This window comes from Roseateles sp., from assembly GCF_052436255.1.
In the GTDB taxonomy this organism is placed as follows: Bacteria; Pseudomonadota; Gammaproteobacteria; order Burkholderiales; family Burkholderiaceae_C; genus Pelomonas.
Map to the genome: position 1 here is coordinate 34891 of NZ_JBQVNP010000017.1, position 19857 is coordinate 54747.

Annotated in this window: 16 protein-coding genes; 8 read left to right on the forward strand and 8 right to left on the reverse strand. The window is 67.1% G+C overall.

Going from position 1 to position 19857, the window contains the following annotated elements:
* The 5 genes from ACT6S0_RS06530 to rfbC all read left to right on the forward strand — a co-directional run bounded on the left by ACT6S0_RS06530 (position 1) and on the right by rfbC (position 4992).
* Entirely contained in the window at positions 1–1434 is a 1434-nt protein-coding gene (locus ACT6S0_RS06530) for a mannose-1-phosphate guanylyltransferase/mannose-6-phosphate isomerase (protein WP_444763082.1), read from the forward strand.
* Positions 1435–1588: 154 nt separating this feature from the next.
* The gene (gene rfbB / locus ACT6S0_RS06535; protein WP_444763083.1) at positions 1589–2650 is read left to right on the forward strand and encodes a dTDP-glucose 4,6-dehydratase; all 1062 of its coding nucleotides are present in this window, start codon (positions 1589–1591) and stop codon (positions 2648–2650) included.
* The gene (gene rfbD, locus ACT6S0_RS06540; RefSeq protein WP_444763084.1) at positions 2647–3528 is read left to right on the forward strand and encodes a dTDP-4-dehydrorhamnose reductase; all 882 of its coding nucleotides are present in this window, start codon (positions 2647–2649) and stop codon (positions 3526–3528) included. The genes rfbB and rfbD overlap by 4 nt, the downstream gene beginning before the upstream one ends.
* Positions 3529–3550: 22 nt before the next feature.
* The gene (gene rfbA / locus ACT6S0_RS06545) at positions 3551–4435 is read left to right on the forward strand and encodes a glucose-1-phosphate thymidylyltransferase RfbA (protein WP_444763085.1); all 885 of its coding nucleotides are present in this window, start codon (positions 3551–3553) and stop codon (positions 4433–4435) included.
* A 5-nt stretch (positions 4436–4440) separates the two neighbouring features.
* Positions 4441–4992, forward strand: coding sequence for a dTDP-4-dehydrorhamnose 3,5-epimerase (rfbC, locus tag ACT6S0_RS06550; protein ID WP_444763086.1), 552 nt, complete (start codon positions 4441–4443; stop codon positions 4990–4992).
* 54 nt (positions 4993–5046) lie between these two features.
* On the opposite strand, the gene ACT6S0_RS06555 is transcribed toward rfbC, so the two are convergent.
* Both ACT6S0_RS06555 and ACT6S0_RS06560 read right to left on the reverse strand, forming a co-directional pair.
* Complete coding sequence (locus ACT6S0_RS06555) at positions 5047–6372, reverse strand: UDP-glucose dehydrogenase family protein (protein ID WP_444763087.1); 1326 nt, start codon at positions 6370–6372, stop codon at positions 5047–5049.
* A gap of 64 nt (positions 6373–6436) precedes the next feature.
* On the reverse strand, positions 6437–7444 hold the full coding sequence (locus ACT6S0_RS06560) for an NAD-dependent epimerase (RefSeq protein WP_444763088.1): 1008 nt from the start codon (positions 7442–7444) through the stop codon (positions 6437–6439).
* Positions 7445–8043: 599 nt separating this feature from the next.
* On the opposite strand from ACT6S0_RS06560, the gene ACT6S0_RS06565 reads away from it, so the two are divergent.
* The 3 genes from ACT6S0_RS06565 to ACT6S0_RS06575 all read left to right on the forward strand — a co-directional run bounded on the left by ACT6S0_RS06565 (position 8044) and on the right by ACT6S0_RS06575 (position 14227).
* Positions 8044–10953 carry a right-handed parallel beta-helix repeat-containing protein gene (locus ACT6S0_RS06565; protein WP_444763089.1) on the forward strand — a complete coding sequence of 970 codons (2910 nt, stop codon included), beginning with the start codon at positions 8044–8046 and terminating at the stop codon, positions 10951–10953.
* 136 nt (positions 10954–11089) lie between these two features.
* Entirely contained in the window at positions 11090–11713 is a 624-nt protein-coding gene (locus tag ACT6S0_RS06570; RefSeq protein ID WP_444763090.1) for a hypothetical protein, read from the forward strand.
* 201 nt (positions 11714–11914) lie between these two features.
* Positions 11915–14227, forward strand: coding sequence for a heparinase II/III domain-containing protein (locus tag ACT6S0_RS06575; protein WP_444763091.1), 2313 nt, complete (start codon positions 11915–11917; stop codon positions 14225–14227).
* Here the strand turns inward: ACT6S0_RS06575 and ACT6S0_RS06580 are convergent.
* The 6 genes from ACT6S0_RS06580 to ACT6S0_RS06605 all read right to left on the reverse strand — a co-directional run.
* Positions 14220–15335: a DUF1972 domain-containing protein gene (locus tag ACT6S0_RS06580; RefSeq protein WP_444763092.1), complete on the reverse strand. Its 1116-nt coding sequence runs from the start codon at positions 15333–15335 to the stop codon at positions 14220–14222. The two genes, ACT6S0_RS06575 and ACT6S0_RS06580, sit on opposite strands and share 8 nt — an antisense overlap.
* Entirely contained in the window at positions 15332–16510 is a 1179-nt protein-coding gene (locus ACT6S0_RS06585; protein ID WP_444763093.1) for a glycosyltransferase family 4 protein, read from the reverse strand. The genes ACT6S0_RS06580 and ACT6S0_RS06585 overlap by 4 nt, the downstream gene beginning before the upstream one ends.
* Positions 16507–17700 (reverse strand): glycosyltransferase, encoded by a 1194-nt coding sequence (locus tag ACT6S0_RS06590; RefSeq protein ID WP_444763094.1) that lies wholly within the window; start codon positions 17698–17700, stop codon positions 16507–16509. The genes ACT6S0_RS06585 and ACT6S0_RS06590 overlap by 4 nt, the downstream gene beginning before the upstream one ends.
* A 14-nt stretch (positions 17701–17714) precedes the next feature.
* On the reverse strand, positions 17715–18461 hold the full coding sequence (locus ACT6S0_RS06595) for a glycosyltransferase family 2 protein (RefSeq protein WP_444763095.1): 747 nt from the start codon (positions 18459–18461) through the stop codon (positions 17715–17717).
* Positions 18462–18466: 5 nt separating this feature from the next.
* On the reverse strand, positions 18467–19681 hold the full coding sequence (locus ACT6S0_RS06600) for a glycosyltransferase family 4 protein (protein ID WP_444763096.1): 1215 nt from the start codon (positions 19679–19681) through the stop codon (positions 18467–18469).
* Positions 19678–19857, reverse strand: a 180-nt coding sequence (locus ACT6S0_RS06605) for a hypothetical protein (protein WP_444763097.1), incomplete at its 5' end; no start/stop codon positions are given. The genes ACT6S0_RS06600 and ACT6S0_RS06605, both read right to left, overlap by 4 nt.

Here is a 19857-nt window from a genome sequence, read left to right on the forward strand (position 1 = left end):
ATGATCCAGGTTCAACCCGTCATCATGGCCGGCGGCTCCGGCACCCGGCTGTGGCCGCTGTCGCGCAGCGGCTACCCCAAGCAGTTCCTTGTGCTGTCGGGCAACGAAAGCCTGTTCCAGCTTGCCGCACGGCGCCTGGCTGCATTGGCCTCACCCCAGTTCGAGCTGGCTGGGCCTTGCATCGTCGGCAACGAGGAACATCGGTTCCTGGTGCTGGATCAGTTGCGCGAAACCCGCCTGGAACCCAGCGGCGTGCTGCTGGAGCCGTCGGGCCGCAACACCGCGCCGGCCTTGACGCTGGCGGCGCTGGCTGCGCTCGAAGGCGGCAATGATCCCGTCCTCGTCGTCACGCCGGCCGACCAAACCGTCACCAACGCCGAGGCCTTCACGGCGGCACTGCAGGACGCAGTTCGCATCGCGGCCGAGGGCGCCATCGCCATCCTGGGCATCACGCCGGACCGCCCTGAAACGGGTTATGGCTATATCCGCACCGCCGGCGACTCGGCCGGCCTGGCGGTCGCGCAGTTCGTCGAGAAGCCCAATCTGGAAACGGCCCAGCGCTATCTGGCCGAAGGCGACTATTACTGGAACAGCGGCATGTTCGTGCTGCGCGCCAGCGTCTGGATGAAGGCGCTGGAGCGCTTCCGGCCCGACATCGCCAGCGCCACACGAGCATCGTGGGACGTCCGCAAGACCGACGCCAAATTCGTGCGGCCCGGCAAGGCGGAGTTCGCCGCCGTGCCGAGCGAGTCCGTCGACTACGCCGTCATGGAGCGCTGCCCCGGCACCGACATCCCCCTGCGCATGGTCGCGCTCGATGCGGGCTGGAACGACCTGGGGGCCTGGGAAGCCGTCTGGCAAGTGTCCGAGAAGGACGAGAACGGCAACGCCTTCGTCGGCGACGCGCTGATCGCCGACAGCAAGAACACCCTCGTGCACGCCACCAGCCGCCTGGTCGGTGTTGTCGGCCTGACCGACATCGTCGTCGTCGAGACCGCTGACGCCGTGCTCGTCAGCGACCGCTCGCGCAGCCAGGAGGTCAAGCAGATCGTCAACCGCCTGGGCGCCGAACAACGTGGCGAGCATGCCCTGCACCGCAAGGTGCATCGCCCCTGGGGCTGGTACGACAGCATCGACTCGGGCGAGCGCTTCCAGGTCAAACGCATCATGGTCAAGCCGGGCGCGTCGCTGAGCCTGCAGATGCACCACCACCGGGCGGAGCACTGGATCGTCGTCAGCGGCACGGCCGAGATCGTCAACGGCGACAAGACCATCCTGCTGACCGAGAACCAGTCCACCTACATCCCGCTGGGCCAGACCCACCGTCTGGCCAACCCGGGCAAGGTGCCGCTGGAGATCATCGAAGTCCAGTCGGGCTCCTACCTCGGCGAGGACGACATCGTCCGCTTCGAGGACACCTACGGCAGGACATGAAGCCCCTCGTCCATGGAGTACCTTGGCCGGTCCCCCGCGGGGTCGGCGATGCTTGCCGGATTGACCGGCAAGCACATCGCCAGTGCGGGCCGGCTTGGGAGCGGCCCGGCGCTCTGCCCGCGAATTCCACGTCGACGCCCAGCGGAAAACTGACATGACCATCCTCGTCACCGGCGGCGCCGGCTTCATCGGCAGCAATTTCGTGCTCGACTGGCTGCGCCAGTCCGATGAGCCCGTCGTCAACCTCGACGTGTTGACCTATGCAGGCAACCTCGACAACCTCAGCAGCCTGGATGGGGACGCACGCCACACCTTCGTCAAGGGCGACATCTGTGACCGCGCCCTCATCGACAGCCTGCTGGCCACGCACCTGCCGCGCGCCATCGTCCACTTCGCCGCCGAAAGCCATGTGGACCGCTCCATCAGCGGCCCGGGCGCTTTCATGAAGACCAATGTCGACGGCACCTTCACCCTGCTCGAAGCCGCCCGCGCCTACTGGGGCGGGTTGGAAGGAGAGGCGAAGGCGGCCTTCCGCTTCCACCATGTGTCGACCGACGAGGTCTACGGCTCGCTGAAGGCCGATGACCCGCCCTTCGCCGAGACCAACCCCTACGAGCCCAACAGCCCCTACTCGGCCAGCAAGGCCGCCAGCGACCACCTCGTGCGCGCCTGGCACCACACCTATGGCCTGCCGGTCGTCACGACCAACTGCTCGAACAACTACGGCCCCTATCACTTCCCCGAGAAGCTGATCCCGCTGATGATCGTCAACGCGCTGGCGGGCAAGCCTCTACCCGTCTACGGCGACGGCCAGCAGATCCGCGACTGGCTCTACGTCACCGACCACTGCAGCGGCATCCGCGCCGTGCTGGCCGGCGGCAAGCTCGGCGAGACCTACAACATCGGCGGCTGGAACGAGCAGGCCAATATCGACATCGTCAAGATCGTCTGCCAGCTGCTCGACGAACTGCGGCCCGACCCGGCGGGGCCCTATGAGCGCCTCATTACCTACGTGAAGGACCGCCCCGGCCACGACCGCCGCTATGCCATCGACGCGCGCAAGATCGAGCGGGAACTCGGCTGGCGGCCGGCCGAGACCTTTGAGACCGGCATCCGCAAGACGGTGCAGTGGTATCTGGACCATCCCGACTGGGTCGCCCGTGTTCAGAGCGGCGCCTATCGCGACTGGATCAGCCAGCAATACGCCGCAGCATGAAGATCCTTCTCCTCGGGAAAGGTGGCCAGGTCGGCTGGGAACTGCAGCGCTCGCTGGCCGTGGCCGGCGAGGTCGTCGCGATGGACCATGACGACGGCGGCGATTTCACGCAGCCCGAAGCCCTGCTGGCCGCCGTGCAGCGCCTGGCCCCGCAGGTCATCGTCAATGCCGCCGCCCACACCGCTGTCGACAAGGCCGAGAGCGAGCCGGATCTGGCCCGCCAGATCAACGCCACGACGCCTGCCCTGCTGGCCATCGAGGCCAAGCGCCTGGGCGCGCTGTTCGTGCACTACTCGACCGACTATGTCTTCGATGGCAGCGGCGACCAGCCGCGTGACGAAGAGGCGCCCATCGCGCCGCTGAGCGTCTATGGCGCCACCAAGGCCGAGGGCGAGGACGCCATCCGCGCCAGCGGCTGCCAGCACCTCATCCTGCGCACCAGCTGGGTCTATGCCGCCCGCGGCGGCAACTTCGCCAAGACCATGCTGCGCCTGGCCGCCGAGCGCGAGCAGCTCAAGGTCATCGCCGACCAGATCGGCGCGCCCACTGGCGCAGACCTGCTGGCCGACCTGACGGCGCACATGCTGCGCGCCGCGCGTGCGAACCCCGCGCTGACCGGCACCTATCACGCCGTCGCCGGCGGCGAGACGAGCTGGCACGACTACGCCCGCTTTGTCATCGAGTTCGCACGCCAGCAAGGCAAAGTCATCAAGGTGGCGCCTGACCAGGTCCTGGCCATCCCGACCAGCGACTACCCGACGCCCGCCAAGCGGCCGCTGAATTCGCGCCTGTCGACGGCCAAGCTCCAGCAGCGCTTTGGCCTGCGGCTGCCGAGCTGGCAGCAGGGCGTCCAGCGCATGCTGACTGAAATTCTTTGAGCGAAATCTTCCGAGGTCGTCCATGAAAAGCCGCAAGGGCATCATCCTCGCCGGCGGGTCCGGCACCCGCCTGCACCCGGCCACACTGGCTTTGAGCAAGCAGTTGCTGCCGGTGTACGACAAGCCGATGGTCTATTACCCACTGAGCACGCTGATGCTCGCGGGCATTCGCGACATCCTGCTGATCAGCACACCACAGGACATTCCCCGTTTCGAGGCCCTGCTGGGCGACGGCGCGCGCTGGGGCCTGAACATCAGCTACTGCGTGCAGCCCAGCCCCGACGGCCTGGCGCAAGCCTTCATCCTCGGCCGTGACTTCGTCGGCAACCATCCCAGCGCACTGGTGTTGGGCGACAACATCTTCTACGGCCACGACTTCGCCGGCCTGCTCGGCAATGCCACCAGCCGCGATGGCGGCGCCAGCGTCTTTGCCTACCACGTGCACGACCCCGAGCGCTATGGCGTCGTCGAGTTCGACGCCGACAAGCGGGCCCTGTCCATCGAAGAAAAGCCCAAGGCGCCCAAGAGCAACTACGCCGTCACGGGCCTGTACTTCTACGACGAGCAGGTCTGCGACATCGCCGCCCACATCAAGCCCAGCCCGCGCGGCGAGTTGGAGATCACCGACGTCAATGCCGAATACCTCAAGCGCGGCCAGCTCAGCGTCGAGATCATGGGCCGCGGCTACGCCTGGCTGGACACGGGCACGCATGACAGCCTGATGGAAGCCGGCCAGTTCATCGCCACGCTGGAAAAGCGCCAGGGCCTGAAAGTCGCCTGCCCGGAAGAGATCGCCTTCCGCGCCGGCTGGATCGATGCCGCCCAGCTCCAGGCGTTGGCCACGCCGCTGGCCAAGAACGGCTACGGCCAGTACCTGCTCAAGGTGCTGACCGAGAAGGTCTTCTGAACACGATGCAAGTCACTCCCACCGCCCTGCCCGAAGTCCTGCTGATCGAGCCCAAGGTCTTCGGCGACGCCCGCGGCTTCTTCATGGAGAGCTGGAACGAGGCGCGTTTCAACGCCGCCCTCGGCTACGACGTGCACTTCGTGCAGGACAACCATTCGCGCTCCTCGCGCGGCGTGCTGCGCGGCCTGCACTATCAGCTGCATCCACATGCCCAGGGCAAGCTGGTGCGCTGCACGTCGGGCGCGGTCTTCGACGTGGCCGTGGACATGCGCCGCTCCAGCGCCAACTTCGGCCGCTGGGTCGGCTATGAGCTGTCGGCCGAGAACCAGCGCCAGCTGTGGATTCCGGCGGGCTTTGCGCATGGCTTCGTCGTCATCAGCGAGACGGCCGACTTTCTCTACAAGACCAGTGGCCGCTACGCCCCCGAGTGCGAGGGCGCCGTGCGCTGGGACGACCCCACCATCGGCATCGCATGGCCACTGGACGGCATCACGCCGCAGTTGTCGGCCAAGGACGTGGCAGCTCCGCTGCTGGGCGAGGCCAGGACCTTCGGCTGAGCGCCATGAAGAACGCCCTCCGGCCGAGGGCGTTTTCGTTTCTGCAGGGCGGACTCAGCCCCGGCCGATGCCCCGGTACTCGATGCCCAGCGCCTTCATCAGCTTGGGGTCGTAGAGGTTGCGGCCATCGAACACCACGGGTGCCTTCAGCGACGCCTTGATGGCGTCGAAGTCCGGCGTGCGGAACTCCTTCCACTCGGTCACGATCAGCAGTGCGTCCGCACCCTGCAGTGCGGCCTCGGCCCGGTCGACCAAGGCCACGTCATCGCGAGGGCCGAGCACGCGGGCCGTTTCGGCCATCGACACCGGGTCATAGGCCGCCACGGTGGCGCCACGTCGCGTCAGCTCGTCGATGACGACCAGGGACGGCGCCTCACGCATGTCGTCGGTGTTGGGCTTGAAGGCCAGACCCCAGACGGCGAAACGGCGGCCCTTGAGGTCTTCGCCAAAACGCGCCACCACCTTGTCGACCAGTACGCGCTTCTGGCGCTCATTGGCTTCTTCCACGGCCGTCAGCACCTGGAGCGTGATGCCACTGTCAGCCGCAGCCTTCACTAGCGCCTTCACGTCCTTGGGAAAGCACGAGCCGCCATAGCCGGCCCCGGCGTAGAGGAACTGGTAGCCGATGCGCGGGTCCGAGCCGATGCCGCGGCGCACCAGCTCAATGTCCGCGCCCACCTTCTCGGCCAGCAGCGCCAACTCGTTCATGAAGCTGATGCGCGTGGCCAGCATGGCGTTAGCAGCGTACTTCGTGAACTCTGCACTGCGCACGTCCATGACCAGCATGCGGTCCTGGGTGCGGTTGAACGGCGCGTACAGCGCGCGCATCAGCAGCGTGGCCTGGTCGTCGTCGGAGCCCACGATGATGCGGTCGGGTTTCATGAAGTCCTCAACCGCCGCGCCTTCCTTCAGGAATTCGGGGTTGGACACCACGGCAAATGCCATGTCCGCCAGGCCACGCTGGGCCAGCTCTTCCTTGATCGCCGCCCGCACCTGGTCAGCCGTACCCACCGGCACCGTGCTCTTGTCGACAATGACCTTGTAGTCAGTCATGCGCTTGCCGATGGAGCGGGCGGCAGCCACGACATACTGCAAGTCCGCCGAGCCGTCTTCACCAGGGGGCGTGCCCACGCCGATGAAGAGCAGCGTGCCGTGGTTTACCGCCAGGTCCACATCGGTCGTGAACTGCAGCCGCCCCGCAGCCACGTTGCGGCGCACCACTTCCAGCAGCCCTGGCTCGTGAATGGGAATCGCGCCGTCGTTGAGGATGCGGATCTTCTCGGGGTTCACGTCCAGGCAGACCACGTGGTTGCCCATCTCGGCCAGGCAGGCGCCGGTCACCAGGCCTACATAGCCGGTGCCGATGGCGGTGACTTTCATTCGCTGTCCTCGTACAAAAAACGTTCACCCGTTTTTAACGCAGGCCCATGACAGGCCCGTGGGATTACAGCTTGTAGTAGTCCCGATACCAGGCGACAAAACGCTGAATACCTTCTGGTACAGGCATCGCCGGACGGAAGTCCGTCCAGGCCGCCAGTTCCTCCACGTCAGCATGCGTAGCCGGCACATCGCCATCCTGCAGCGGCATGAAGTTCTTCTGTGCCTCATGGCCCACGGCCTGTTCGATGGCCTGGATGAAGCTCATCAGCTCGATGGGCGCGTGGTTGCCGATGTTGAAGACGCGATACGGCGCGCTGGAGCGTGCCGGGTCGGCCTTGGCGGGGTCGTAGGCGGGGTCGGCCGTGGCGGCGCGGTCCAGCACGCGCACGACGCCCTCGGCGATGTCGTCGACATAGGTGAAATCGCGAATCATCTTGCCGTGGTTGAACACGTTGATGGGACGCCCTTCGATGATCGCTTTGGTGAACAGGAACAACGCCATGTCCGGCCGGCCCCAGGGCCCGTAGACCGTGAAGAAGCGCAGCCCCGTGGTCGGCAGGCCGAACAGGTGCGAATAGGTGTGGGCCATCAGCTCGTTGGCCTTCTTGGTGGCGGCGTAGAGGCTGATGGGATGGTCGACGCTGTGATGCTCCGAGAACGGCATCAGCGTGTTGCCGCCGTAGACGCTGGAGCTCGACGCGTAGGCCAGGTGCTGCACGCCGTTGTGGCGGCAGCCCTCCAGGATGTTGGTGAAGCCGACGATGTTGCTGTCGATGTAGGCGTGCGGGTTCTCGATGGAATAGCGCACGCCGGCCTGGGCGGCCAGGTGCACAACGCGGTCGAAGCGTTCATCGGCAAACAGTTTGGCCATGCCGGCTCGGTCCGCCACATCCATGTGCACGAAGCTGAAGCCCGGTTTGGGCGTCAGGCGCGCCAGCCGGTCATGCTTGAGCTGGGGGCTGTAGTAGTCGTTGAGGTTGTCCAGGCCAACCACCTGGTCGCCACGCGCCAGCAGGATCTGACTGACATGCATGCCGATGAAGCCGGCTGCGCCGGTGACGAGGACTTTCAAGGAACTCTCCCGAGGATGAAATCAGGCCGGCGCCGAGACAGCGCCCTGCCAAGGCGCCGCATTCTCCCTCAGGAGGCTCCCGGCCCACTCGGCGACGCTGGCTGCGGAGCCGCGGTGAACTGCGGGTAGCGCGGCCGTCGCCTGGAGCTATGACTGCCTCGCGGCTCGCGTGGCCCGCTGCGCTGGTAGGAGTGCCCGCCCGTTGCAATGCCTTACCTGCACGCACCTCAAAGCGCGAGTTATTGCACTGAGCGTTTTGGGGGCTGGTTCGACAATTCTTTCATCGCGCCGGCCCCCCAGTCGTCCTGCCGGCGCCAACTCCCAGGGTTCCCATGAAGCTACGCAACTTGTTCTCTCGAGCCGATCATGGTGCGCTTGCAGGCGTGATCATTTCGGCTGCACTGTTGACAGCCTGCGGCGGCGGCGGTGGCGGTGGCGCGGACGCCGGCCCGGCCGCGGCAGGCGCCGCCAGCGCAACCGCTACGACCAGCGCCGTGCCTGACACTGCCGCTGCGAGTCAATTCAACGCAGCGCAGCCTTTGGCCAAGCCGTTGGCAGTCAGCGCAGGCAGCACCGCGGCAGCTTCCGCAACCCTGGTCGTGAAGGCACGCGGTGTCCTCGCCGGCAACGTGGGCCCGATGGTCGAAGTGCGCGTCAATGGCCTGCTCGTCGCGACCACCGAAGTGCGCTCCACGACGCTGCAGGACTACAGCTACAGCGTGGCGGGCCTGGGGCCCGGCAGCGCCGTCGATATCGTCTACACCAACGACGCCGTCGCTGGCGGCGTCGACCGCAATCTGTGGGTCAATTCAATCCGCGTGGATGGCCAGAGCTACGCGTCCACCAGCAGCGGCACGGTGTTCGACCGTGGCGCCGGGAGCGCTGCGTTCGACGGGGTCGACACGATCCCTGGTCAGGAAGGCCTGTTTTGGAACGGAGCGTTGCGCTTCCAGTTGCCTGGCGGCACCCCCAATGCCGGGGCCGGTGCAGGTGTCTATGTCGACGCCGTCAATGGCAACGACAGCAACCCCGGCACCGAGGTCCTGCCATGGAGGACGCTGCGCAAGGTCACCGAAGTCCGCCTAACAACCGGCCAGAGCGTTTTTCTGCGTTGCGGCCGCGTCTGGCGTGAATCCCTGTCTCTGGACACCATCCAGCTGGCGAACGGCGTCAACGTCGTCGGCTACGGTAGCGAATGCACCACGGCCAAGGCGACGATCTCAGGCGCCGACCTTTTCAACGGCGGGTGGACCAAAAGCGGCAACGTCTGGTCGCGCGCCGTGCCGGCGGGGACGCCCAAGATCAAACGCCTGTTCGTCGACGGCAGCTCGCAGGCCACCGCACGCTGGCCCAATGCCACCGCCAATTCCCAGGGTTATGCGCTGGTGCATTCGCAAGGTGGCGGCGCCAGGTGGAGCATTCGCGTCGCGGGCGGCGACCTGGCCGCCCTGGCCGACAAGGACCTTGCCGGCGCCGCCGTCCATACCCGCACGCTGGCCTGGATGATCGAGTCGCGCCGCATCTCGGGCTACACGGCGGGCACCGGCACTTTGTCCCTGAGCAGCGGCACCGAGTTCACCATGGACGCTGGCGAGGGCTATGTGCTTGAAGACAAGCTGTGGATGCTCGATGCAGCGGGCGAGTTTTTTCACGACACCGCAAACAACCGCCTGTACGTCTATCCCGCCGCTACCGCTGCCCAGGCCGACCTGAACACTCACAACGTGGAAGGCAGCGTGCGCGACACCGCGCTGCGCATCAGCAGCCGCGCCAATGTCGGCGTGCGCGACCTCGCGCTGCAGATGGCCCGCGTCAGCGGCCTGGTGCTACACAACGCGAGCGGCGCCTCCGTAGAACGTATCGACGCGGGCGGCAACGGCGAATCTGGCGTGTCGGTGGTACAGGACGAGGCACTGCCCGGCGCCACGATCCGCAACAGTCGCTTCAACAACAACTTCATGTACGGCATCGATGCCAAGTTCGGCGGCGCCTCCATGATCAGCGACAACGCCGTCACAGACACGGGCACCATCAGCTACGCCGGGTGGACTCACGCGGCCATCGAGGGTGGCAAGGGGGCCAACATTGTGAACAACACTGTCGAGGGCATGGCCTACCACGGCATCCGCTTCTCGGGCTCCGGCGCCGGCACGGTCAGGAACAACAGCGTTGCACGCTATTGCGTGCGCCTGTCGGACTGCGGGGGTATCTACAGTTGGAACGGTCCCAAGCTCACCGGCAGCGGCCAGCGTTCCACCATCGAGGGCAACAACGTGCAGGGCGGCGTCGCCAACATCGAAGGCGCTGTCGGCCCCGGCATCGACGTCGTGTCGGGCATCTTCCTCGACGACTTCTCGCACGGCGTCACGGTGCGCGCCAACGCCATCAGCGGCATGCCCTTCGGCATCAAACTGCGCAACGGCTCGAACAACGTCATTGAGTCCAATCGAGTTTGGATGCCAAGCAAGGCGGCGATCTATGCAGTCAACGACCAAACCGACCGCGACTACCTGACCGGGAACGTCTTCCGCACCAATCAGATCGTGCCCGTGAAGTCGGCGGTGAACCAGTTCCCCGCGCTGCCCACTTTCAGCGAGTCATTTCCGATTTGGTTCTTCAACAACTTTGGTGCCGCCACGTCGATCAGCTCGGGTGCCAACACCTTCACGGGCAACCAGGTCGTGCGTTTCGACGGTAGCCTTGACGGCGTGCATGCCTGGTTGCGCTCCAACACCGAGGATGTCCAGCTCAGCTCGGCCACCTGGGCGACGTTCAATCGCCTCGATGCGAACACCGCGACGCCCATGACTTTCGCCCTGTACCAGCTGATGTTGGGCCCCGAACTGGTGCCAGGTGGCAATTTCGACAGCGGCCTGGGCAACTGGACCAGCTGGTTCAGCAACACGGGTACCGGTGGCAGCGTCATCAACGCCTCGGCGGCGGGTGCTGCCGGCTGTAGCGGCAACTGCATCACGATGCGCTCCGGCACCGCCGCTGACTGGGTCGCGAGCCCCGAGTTCACGATGAATGCCGGCAAGCCCCACCTCTACGCCTACACCGCCACGCTGCACGGCGCCGCGACGCTGGGCTGGCCCTATGTAAGCCGCAGTGTCACACCCTGGGACAACATGGCCTCGGGCGCGTACTCCACTTCTGTGGGCCTGAATGGCAGTGCGGGTCAAGTCATTCGCTACGAAGCCTTCTTTACACCCAAGTCCAACGCCGCGTCACGCGTCAACCTGCAGGTCAAGACGCCTGGCACCGCGGTCAGCTTCGACTCGGTCTCGGTACGTGAGATCACCGGCTTCGCCTTCTCGAGCATCGCCGACTGGGGCACCGTTGTCAGCGCCTCACCGACCGCAGCGCGCACCGTCACATGCGCCACGCTGGGCTGGGAGGCTGGTTGCAATGTGGCTGGCGCAGACGGCGCCGCCATCACGATGCCGCAGACCCTTGCCGCTGGCACCTCGCAGCTCTACCTGCGCGCCAATTCTGCTTGGCGCCGTTAAGACGGCCTCGGGATCGCTCAGACGGTCCCGTGCGCGCGGCCGGAGCGCCGCGCGGCGGCCGCAGGCCAGCAGCTAGGGGTGCCATGGACTGGTCGCCCGCCAAATAATTCCCCGACTGAGTCCTGCGGGGGTTTCCATGTCGTGGCCAAAAGCCGTGATCGTCCTTTATGCAGCCGCCGCCTGCTCGCAAGCGGCGCAAGCCGAACTGATTGCCGTCGACTGGCAAGCCGCCGGTGATCGGCTGCTGGTGAGGGACACCGCCACGGGCTTGGAGTGGCTGCGCGTGAGCCACACGCTGGGCCAGTCCTACGATGCCGTGACTGCACGCCTTCATGGTGGGGACCTCGACGGCTTCTCATTTGCGTCCGTGATACAGGTCGACGCGCTGTTCGCCGACGCCAAATCGAATGCTCACGACGGCATCAAAAACCTCGTGAACCTTTGGGGACCTGGCCAGAACTGGTCATGGGGTCTGGTCGGCGTCAGTGCCATCACTCAAACGGTGCATCCCGACTGGCCCCATGTGCAATGGCTAGCCGAAATTGCCTACCAAACCGATCCGGTGGCGAATCCGGACACGCCGTCTTTTGCCAATGCCATGAACGGCAGCATCGAGCATGCCTTTGCGTCTAGAAGAGTCGGCTCGGCCCTCCTAAGGGTGAGTGCCGTGCCCGAGCCGGTGACATGGCTTCAACTGCTTCTCGGACTCGGCACGGTGGGCATGCTCTTGCACCGACGTCCGGCCGACGCAGCGCAGTGACGGCGGCAAAGCCGGCACGCCGTTGACCGCAGGCGTCCAGTACCCGAGAACCCCAGCGTTCCTGACCAACGGGCGCGGCGGCATGCCGCGCCGCCCGCGACCGTGATCCGTTGCCGTTTTAGCGCTGGCTGCCCACGCATGGCAAATGTCGGGCAAGGAAAATCCCTTCCCTGCCCTTAGTCGTAGTTTGCTGGAATGCCCATGGCTATATCCCTCATGCACGGTCGGCTGTTCAAGGCCTTGAACGGTGCAATCCTGATCCTGGGCGTTTCCGCCTGCGGCGGTGCCGCCGAGGCACCGCAAGCATCCACGACGGCACAAGCGCCGAGCGACCCGGCAAGCGCGTCTGCGCAGGTGGCGGCATCTGCGCCGGCTGCCGCCAACGCGGCTTCCACTGTGGGGGCGGCCAGCGCCGCGGTTGTATCGACCGAGCCCGCTCCTTCGGCCGCCGTGGCCGGACCCATCCCTCTCGTCAGCGCGTTCGACGACGCGATCAGCACATCGTCGAGTGCTGCCGCAGCAGCGACGACAACTGAACCAGCGGCACTGGTCTCCGCAGCATCGCTGCCCGGCGTCATGGCCTCCACCGAGCGTCTGGTGGTAAGCGATCTGCGGTCCGGCGACGGCGTCAAGACCAGCGCCTCCACCGTGGTGCAGCTCGCTCAGCCGGATCGTGGCGCCTTTTACGGATTTCGCGAGGCACGCGAAGAGTGGACGCGCGTGAAGACTGAGTACAAGAGCAGGGCCGAGGTGCGCGACTGGATCGCCTATCAAAAGAACAAGGTCGACGCCTGGATCACGCGCGGCTTCGAGAAGCCTGACTACATCGGCGGCTGGATCCACGACTATGTGGACCCCAAGACCGGCGGGGGCATGAGCTGGACGCCAACAAGCGCCGAGCCGGCTGCTGGCACGACCGTCGCCGAGATCGCATTCAAAGCCGCGTGGGTCGCCTACGGCCGCGGCTACAACGTCCAGCAGATGCGCACCGCGGCGCGCATCTACAAAGCCACCGGCGAGGCCAAGTACGCCGACTGGGCTGCGCAGCAGCTCGACTTCTACGCCGACAACTACGCCAAGTGGCCATTGCAGACCAAGGACGGCCGCAGCCGCATGTACAAGCAGGGCCTGGACGAGGCGGTGGACGCGTTCTCCCTGCTCGATGTCGTGCGCCTGCTCGACGGCTACGTAGCCGCCACCCGCGCGACCCGCTGGAAGACCGCCCTCTTCATGCCGATGGCGGACAACCTGCGCTACAGCATGGCCGAGATGACCAACATCGCGCTGTGGCACGAAGCCGCCCGCGCCGCCATCGCCCTGCGCTACAAGGACAGCACGCTGCTCGAAGCCGCCCTGATCGGCCCCAAGGCGGTACGCGCGATCCTGCGCTATGGCGTGACGGTGGACAACGTCTGGGTCGAAGGCACCTTCGAGTACAACAACTACGTGCTGGCCGTGCTCGCCAAGCTGCTCACGCAGGCCTCCTTGGAGGGGCGCAGCGATGAATTCACCGTCGAGCGCGACGCCTCGTTGAAGCTGGCCCTGGGCATGCTCGACTACCGCTTCGACAACTGGACCCTGCCCAACCCGGCCGACAGCGTGAAGACGCAGAAGCCCATCTCCGAGGCCGTGCACGGTGAGCTCTACCGCGTCCTTCCCACCTACTGGGGCCTGGCCGAAGCTGGCAAGACGCGCACCTGGGAGTCGCTGATCGACCCGCCCGAAGCCGTGCCGGCCAAGGCACCTACCCTGCCCCCGGTCACGTCGCGCCACTTCACGGCGATGCGCCAGGCCGTGCTGCGCTCGGGCGACTGGCAGGCGTTCGTGCACTACGGCCAGGTCAACGGCTTCCATTCGCAGGAGGAGCTGACCAACTTCGAGCTGTTCCATGGCAGCACGCCCATTGCCGTCGACCCGGGCACAGTGTCGTACTCGTCACCGCTGCACAAGGGCTACTTCGCAACCGGCGTCGGCAACAACGTGCCGCTGATCGACGGGCTCGGCCAGACCAAGTGGGCACCCGGCGACGTGCTCGCCTTCGATCCTGCCCGGGCCTTCCTCAGCGTGCAGCAGTCGGCCTACCAGCCCGGCGTGTCGGTCACGCGCACCTACCGCGTCACGAACACCGGCTTTGCCGAGCAGAGCACCATCTTCACCAACGCCGTCACCGACCGGCGCCTGGGCGTGGTCTTCAACACCGACTGCAGTGTCGATCCTTCCGCTGGCCTGACCGAATCGACGGCCGCGCAGGCCCTGCCGGGCTCGGTCGGCTTCAAGCAGTGGGCGGCCGTGAAGCGCTACACCACGGGGTCGGACGGCCTCTGGTCACTGACGCTGAGCTGCGGCAGCAAGACCTACGTGATGCGGGTCAAGGGGCCGGCCCGCCAGCTCGTCCATATCGGCACGGCCCCGACCGTGCCGGTACCCAAGCGCCGCCAGTCGGTCTACTACGAGGCCTGGGGCAAGACGGCCAGCTTCGAGGCGCAAATCCAGGAGCAGCCCGCGGTCAAGTGAAGCGCCCGGCCCGCTCCAGCAGGCTGCGGTACTGGGCCAGGATGTCGGGCCACCGGAAGGCGGCCTGGTGGCGCTCGACGCTGGCCTGCTGCATGGCCTGCTGGCGCTGCGGCGAGTCCAGCAGCGCATCGAAGTGCTGCGCCAGCACCTGCTCGTTGCCGAAGTAGGCGGCGCCCGGGCCCGCCACCCAGCGGTTGAACGGGTTGTCGTGGGCGATGACGGCATTGCCGGCACCCAGCGCCTCAACCAGCGAGGGGTTGGTGCCCCCGACCCGGTGGCCGTGCACGTAGACGGCGCTGTGAAAGCGCAGCGCGCCCACCACCGCCTGGTCATAGATCGCGCCGAGAAACAGCACCTCGTCGCTGGCGCTGCGGCGCACCTCCTGGTGATAGGCATTGGCCGCCGAATAGTTCCCCAGCACCGCGAGTTGCCTGCCGCGGCGGCTGCGCGAGAACGCCCGCACGATCTCCAGCAGGGAGTTCTCCGGCTCGGGGCGCGCAATCACGCTGGCGTACCGGCCGGGCTCCAGCCCCAGGCGCCGCACCGGCTCGGCGTCGGCCTGGGCGATCCGGTCGGCGCCGTAGGCAATCGTGTGGATCTTGCTCGCCGACGCGCGCGTGGCCAGGTGCCGGGCAATCTCCGGATGGTCCGCCACCAGGTAGTCGCCCAGCCAGGCCCCGGCCCGCTCGTTGAGCCAGAACCAGGTCTTGGCCACCGGCCCCCATTTGGCGCGGCTCCACTCGATGCCATCCATGTTGATGACCGTGGGCACGCCACGCAGCCGCAGTGCGGCCATGAAGACCGCCGTGTTGTAGCCCAGCACCAGGCAGAGATCGCGATGCCCGGCGGCATGCAGCGTGGACTGCCAGTCAAAGCGGATGGTGCTGGTGGGCCCGTCGCCGGCCACGGCGATGTGGACGCGCTCGACACCTTGCCAGACGTCCTGGCGCAGCGGCTCATTGCCCTGCTGCTGGCAGTAGACGATGACGCGCCAGCCACGCTGCGCCAGGTCCAGCGCCAGTCTCTCGGCGAAGGTCTCGAAGCCGCCATGCGCTGCCGGCACACCGCGAATGCCCAGGATGCGAAGGGTAGGACGGGAGGTGTTCATGCCTGTGTACGACGAGTCAGCATCTGCTTGAAAACACGCGCCATGCCTGCGGCATAGGCGGCCACGGAGAACACGGTCAACTGCCGGACGCGACCCGCAGCCCCCATGCCCAGCCGCAGCCCGGGGTTGGCAGCCAGGCTTTGCATGGCGGTGGCCAGGGCATCGGCGTCGCGAGGCTGGAACAGCAGGCCGGTGCGCCCGTCCTCCACGATTTCCACCAGCCCGCCGTGGCCGGCGGCAATGACCGGGCGGGCATGGGCCATGGCCTCGATGGCCACCCGGCCGAAGGGCTCGGGCTCCAGGCTCGGCACCAGCACCACGTCGGATGCCTGCCAGATGCTGTCGATGTCGTCGCGGAAGGGCAGCCGCTGGATGGCGTCGCGGCAGGGCGACGCCGCCATCCGCGCCGCCAGCTCGGCCTCGAAATGCTCCTGGCCCGCGTAGGCCGACCCGACGATCAGCAGGCGCTGCGGCCCCGGGCGGCGCGCCTGCAGCCGCTCGAAGGCCTCCACCGCCAGCAACTGCCCCTTCCAGGCATTGAGCCGTCCGACAAAGCAGTACACCAGATCATCGGGCGCATAGCCCAGCGCCTGGCGCTCGGCCTCGCGCCGATCCGCTGACACGGGCGCATCCACGCCGTTCCAGATCACCTCGCAGCGCCCGCCCAGGCCGGGGCCGGCAATCCACGCACGGGTTTCGCCGGAGTTGCAGACCAGCCGCGTGGCCAGCCACAGGGCCAGGCCGCGAAAGCCCCAGGTCATCACGCGCGAATTCGCAACGATCTCGCGCACATGCCACACATGCGGCAGGCCCGCGCGCCGGGCCAGAAAGGCGCCGCCCAGCACCGCCATCGAATTGGAGTAGACCAGCTCGAACGGCCGGTCTCCAGCCAGCGCCTGCAGCGCCGCAACGCAACGCCGCGTGCTGCGCCAGACCGCGAGCAGGCCCGAAGGCCTGAGCATGTCGCGCCTGAGCTTGCACACGTCCATCACGGCCACGCGCGCACCCGCAGCGCGCAGCAGCGCGATCAGCGGCCCTTCCTCGGGCAGCGCGACGGTGAACTCGAACTCCGCCCGCCTGGCCTGCACCAGGTCCAGCAGCGACTTGTCCGAGCCATACAGCTCGGCCGAGGAATGCACCACCAGCACATGCGGGCGGTGGGCGCTTGCGCTCATGCGGCCTCCTGGGCAAGGGCGGCCTGCAGCGCCTCGTTCACGCCCGCGGGGGTGAACAGGCGGCGTGCCGCCACACGGGCGGGGTCGGCGTCCGCAGGTGCGTGCAGCGCCGCCCACACCTCGTCGGCAAAGGCGGCCGGGGTCTCGGCAATGCGCAGCAGCGCCGCAAAACTCTCGGGCAAGCCGCTCAGCCCCTGGGCGCGGCTCACGATGGGGGCGTCGGTCATCAACATGTCCAGTGTCTTCAATTGCACGCCGCTACCGGTGGCCACCGGGTTGACCAGCACGCGCGCGCCAAACAGCCAGGGCAGCACGTCGGCCTGGTCGGCCATCAGCCGCACACCCGGTGCGGCCTGCAGCTCGGCCACCAGCTCGGCCGAGGGTCGCGAGCCCACCACGGTCAGGCAAAGCTCGGGCCGGCGTGCGCGCAGCAGCGGCAGCACCTCGGCGACCAGCCAGCGCAGGCCCTGCAGGTTGTTGGGCGTGCTCAGGTTGCCCAAAAAGAGCAGATCGCTGGGCAGCACCGCCTGCGGCCGGTCGCGGAAGGCCTGCTCCGGCAGCGGCGGCAGCCAGCGGCCAGCCACGCCGCGCGCGGCCCAGAAGGCGCGGTCCTCCTGCGAGATGTCGAGCACCAGGCGGGCGCCGCGCATCAGGTCGAACTCATAGCGCTGCAGCCCGATGCAGGCCAGCCGCCAGGCGATGCGGTCGCGCCAATGCTGGGCGGCACGTGCCTGGCCCAGCATGTAGCGGTGCTCGATGTTGTGCGAGCGGTAGGCATAAGGCAGCGCCAGCCGCCGCGCCGTGCGCTTGACCATCTGGCCGAACCAGGGGCCCTCCAGCAGCAGCAGGTCGGGTGCGAAGGCGTCCAGTGCGGCATCCAGGCTGCGCAGCTCGTCGCCCTCGGGCACGCGGGTGGCGGCATGGCGGGGCACCCAGGGCGAGCCGGCCAGCTGCTTGAGGGCGCGCCATGGGCTGCGCTTGATCGGGAAGGCAAAGCGCCGTGGCAGCCTGGCATCCATGGCCGCCAGGTCCTGCGGCGTGGGCGCCAGCGGCCCGGCCGGCTCGTACAGGTGCACCAGCATCAGCTCATGCCCGCCCTGGCCCAGCGCCAGCAGGCGCCGCCACACATCGGCCCGGCCGCCGCGGTTGGGCGGGTAGGGACAGTCGGGTGCGAAGACTGCAATGCGCATCGCTGTCATCCCTTTCAGGCTTTGCCCAGCAGCTTGCGCAACTTCAGCCGCACACGCAGGGCCCCGTGCCCCAGCAGCCAGCGCCAGCGAGGGCTGCAGTGATGCGCACGCACGCAGTCGCGCTCGGCCTCGCTCTTCTCGGCCGCCGCCACATGCGCACCGGCGTCGTGGAAGTAGGCCACGTCGCGCGGCACATAGCGCATGCCCGTGCCGGTGGCCACGACCTTGAGCAGCCAGTCGAAGTCGGCGTTGTAGCGGTAGGCCAGGTCGAAGGCACCCACCTCGGTGAAGAAGCGGCGGCGCGCCAGCAAGGCCTGGTGGCAGAGGTCGCCATAGACGAGGTTGCCCGGCGTGACCCAGTCGAAGCGCTTGCGGCGCTCACCGTTGTCGCCGAAGTAGACGACGTCGCCATAGACCACGCCGTCGCCGGGCCGCGCCGCAGCCACCAGGTCGGCCAGCGTGCACTCGTCGGCCAGCCGGTCACCGGCATTCAGAAAGTACAACCACTCGCCCCGCGCCAGGCCCACGGCCTTGTTCATCGCGTCGTAGATGCCGCGGTCGGGCTCACTGACAAAGGCGTCGGGCGACTGCGCCGCACACCACTCGGCGCTGCCGTCCTTGGAGGCGCCGTCCACCACCACCCACTCGTAGCTCACGCCGCGCTGGGCGCGCAGCGAGGCCAGCGTGTCGGGCAGGACCGCCATCGCATTGAAGCTGACGGTGATGACCGAGACCTGCGGCGCCGCTTTTGTGTCATTCATGCCGTTCATGCGTGCAAACCTTGTGCCGGCAAGCGGCGATACAACTCAAGTAGTTCGTTGATCCGGAGATGCGTGTCGGCCGATTCACCGCGAATGACTTCCAGCGGCGCTGGCGCGCTGGCAAGCAGCCCGTCTGCCAACGAGGCCAGATCTGCGAACAAGCGCAGCTGACCATGCGCGCCATAGCGCGCCAGTTCGGGCGTACCGCCCCGCGCCAGGGCGTAGCAGGGCAGGCCGGTACGCAAGGCTTCCAGGGTGACCAGCCCAAACGCTTCTTCCCATAAGGACGGCACGATCGCCGCTGAAGCGCGCGAAAGGCCCTCCAGCACCTCGGTCTGATGAGCGTGGCCATGCCAGACGATGCGGTCGCCGCACAACTGCTGCAACTCAGCCCGACGCGGGCCATCGCCGTAAATGTGAAGCTCCCACCCTTCAGGCAACCTCGGCGCAAGCAAGCGTGCGAGATCGACGATGCCTTTGGCGCCGTCCAGCCTTCCTGCTGCTTGCAAGCGAATCGGTTGACCGGGGTCGCGTCGAGCCTTGTGCAAGCGGGCTTCATCGACGAAGTTGTGCACGACCCGCGAATTGCTCATCTCTGCTTGAGGCACCGCACGCATGAAGTTGTTGCGCAAGAAGTCGCTGACGAAGATGACCGGGTGGCGCTCGAAAGCCTCAGCTGCCTCATTTCGATAGCGCTGCACTGCCATCGCGGAGATGACGGTGCGAACGGGGCCCGGCGAAGGATGGGCGCACTGCGCACAAACCTTGGGATCAAGCGCTTCACACATGGCCCCGGCGCGGAAGCGCATGTGAGTGATGCATTCGCTGCCCTGGTCATGGCGGGTCTGAATGAAGGGCAGGCCGGGCGGCACATAGGCCGCCACCATGGGGTGGTGACCGTGGTAATGCAGCACGTCAAAACCTGCGGCATGGGCCGTGATGGCCTTGGCAATCTGTTTGGCGAAGTAGGGTCGCTTCCAGGGGTTGAACAGGCCCATGGGGCCTTCCTTCCAGCCCTTGAAGGGATTGCCGAAACCGGCGATGAAGGGGCCGTTGAAACCGATCTCGGCAGCGCAGTCGGCGTAGTCGGGCTCGCTGCGGCCCATCAGCGTCACGTCATGCCCGGCGGCCAGCAGCGCGTTGCCCAGCGCCACCACATGCTTGCCCAGGCCGCCGAGCTGCTGGGCGGGGATGTCTTCGCAGATCTGCAGGATCTTCATGGTTGGCTCGATGTCGGCCCGCGGGTCAGGCGGGCGCGCACGGCGGCGCGGTGTTCGGGGTGCAGCACCGCGCACCAGCCCGCGGCGGCATGCACCAGGGCGACGGCTGCGGCGCTGCCGATCAGCGGCAGCCAGCCCTGCCCTGCCCAGTCGCGCAGCAGCCAGCCCAGGGCCGC

Excerpts from the sequence above, each read along its gene's own strand:
- rfbD (WP_444763084.1), top strand. The coding sequence starts at position 2,647 with ATGAAGATCCTTCTCCTCGGGAAAGGTGGCCAGGTCGGCTGGGAACTG.
- ACT6S0_RS06530 (WP_444763082.1), top strand. The coding sequence starts at position 1 with ATGATCCAGGTTCAACCCGTCATCATGGCCGGCGGCTCCGGCACCCGG.
- ACT6S0_RS06580 (WP_444763092.1), bottom strand. The coding sequence starts at position 15,335 with ATGAACACCTCCCGTCCTACCCTTCGCATCCTGGGCATTCGCGGTGTG.
- rfbB (WP_444763083.1), top strand. The coding sequence starts at position 1,589 with ATGACCATCCTCGTCACCGGCGGCGCCGGCTTCATCGGCAGCAATTTC.
- ACT6S0_RS06590 (WP_444763094.1), bottom strand. The coding sequence starts at position 17,700 with ATGCGCATTGCAGTCTTCGCACCCGACTGTCCCTACCCGCCCAACCGC.
- ACT6S0_RS06570 (WP_444763090.1), top strand. The coding sequence starts at position 11,090 with ATGTCGTGGCCAAAAGCCGTGATCGTCCTTTATGCAGCCGCCGCCTGC.
- rfbA (WP_444763085.1), top strand. The coding sequence starts at position 3,551 with ATGAAAAGCCGCAAGGGCATCATCCTCGCCGGCGGGTCCGGCACCCGC.
- ACT6S0_RS06595 (WP_444763095.1), bottom strand. The coding sequence starts at position 18,461 with ATGAATGACACAAAAGCGGCGCCGCAGGTCTCGGTCATCACCGTCAGC.
- ACT6S0_RS06575 (WP_444763091.1), top strand. The coding sequence starts at position 11,915 with ATGGCTATATCCCTCATGCACGGTCGGCTGTTCAAGGCCTTGAACGGT.
- rfbC (WP_444763086.1), top strand. The coding sequence starts at position 4,441 with ATGCAAGTCACTCCCACCGCCCTGCCCGAAGTCCTGCTGATCGAGCCC.
- ACT6S0_RS06600 (WP_444763096.1), bottom strand. The coding sequence starts at position 19,681 with ATGAAGATCCTGCAGATCTGCGAAGACATCCCCGCCCAGCAGCTCGGC.
- ACT6S0_RS06585 (WP_444763093.1), bottom strand. The coding sequence starts at position 16,510 with ATGAGCGCAAGCGCCCACCGCCCGCATGTGCTGGTGGTGCATTCCTCG.
- ACT6S0_RS06555 (WP_444763087.1), bottom strand. The coding sequence starts at position 6,372 with ATGAAAGTCACCGCCATCGGCACCGGCTATGTAGGCCTGGTGACCGGC.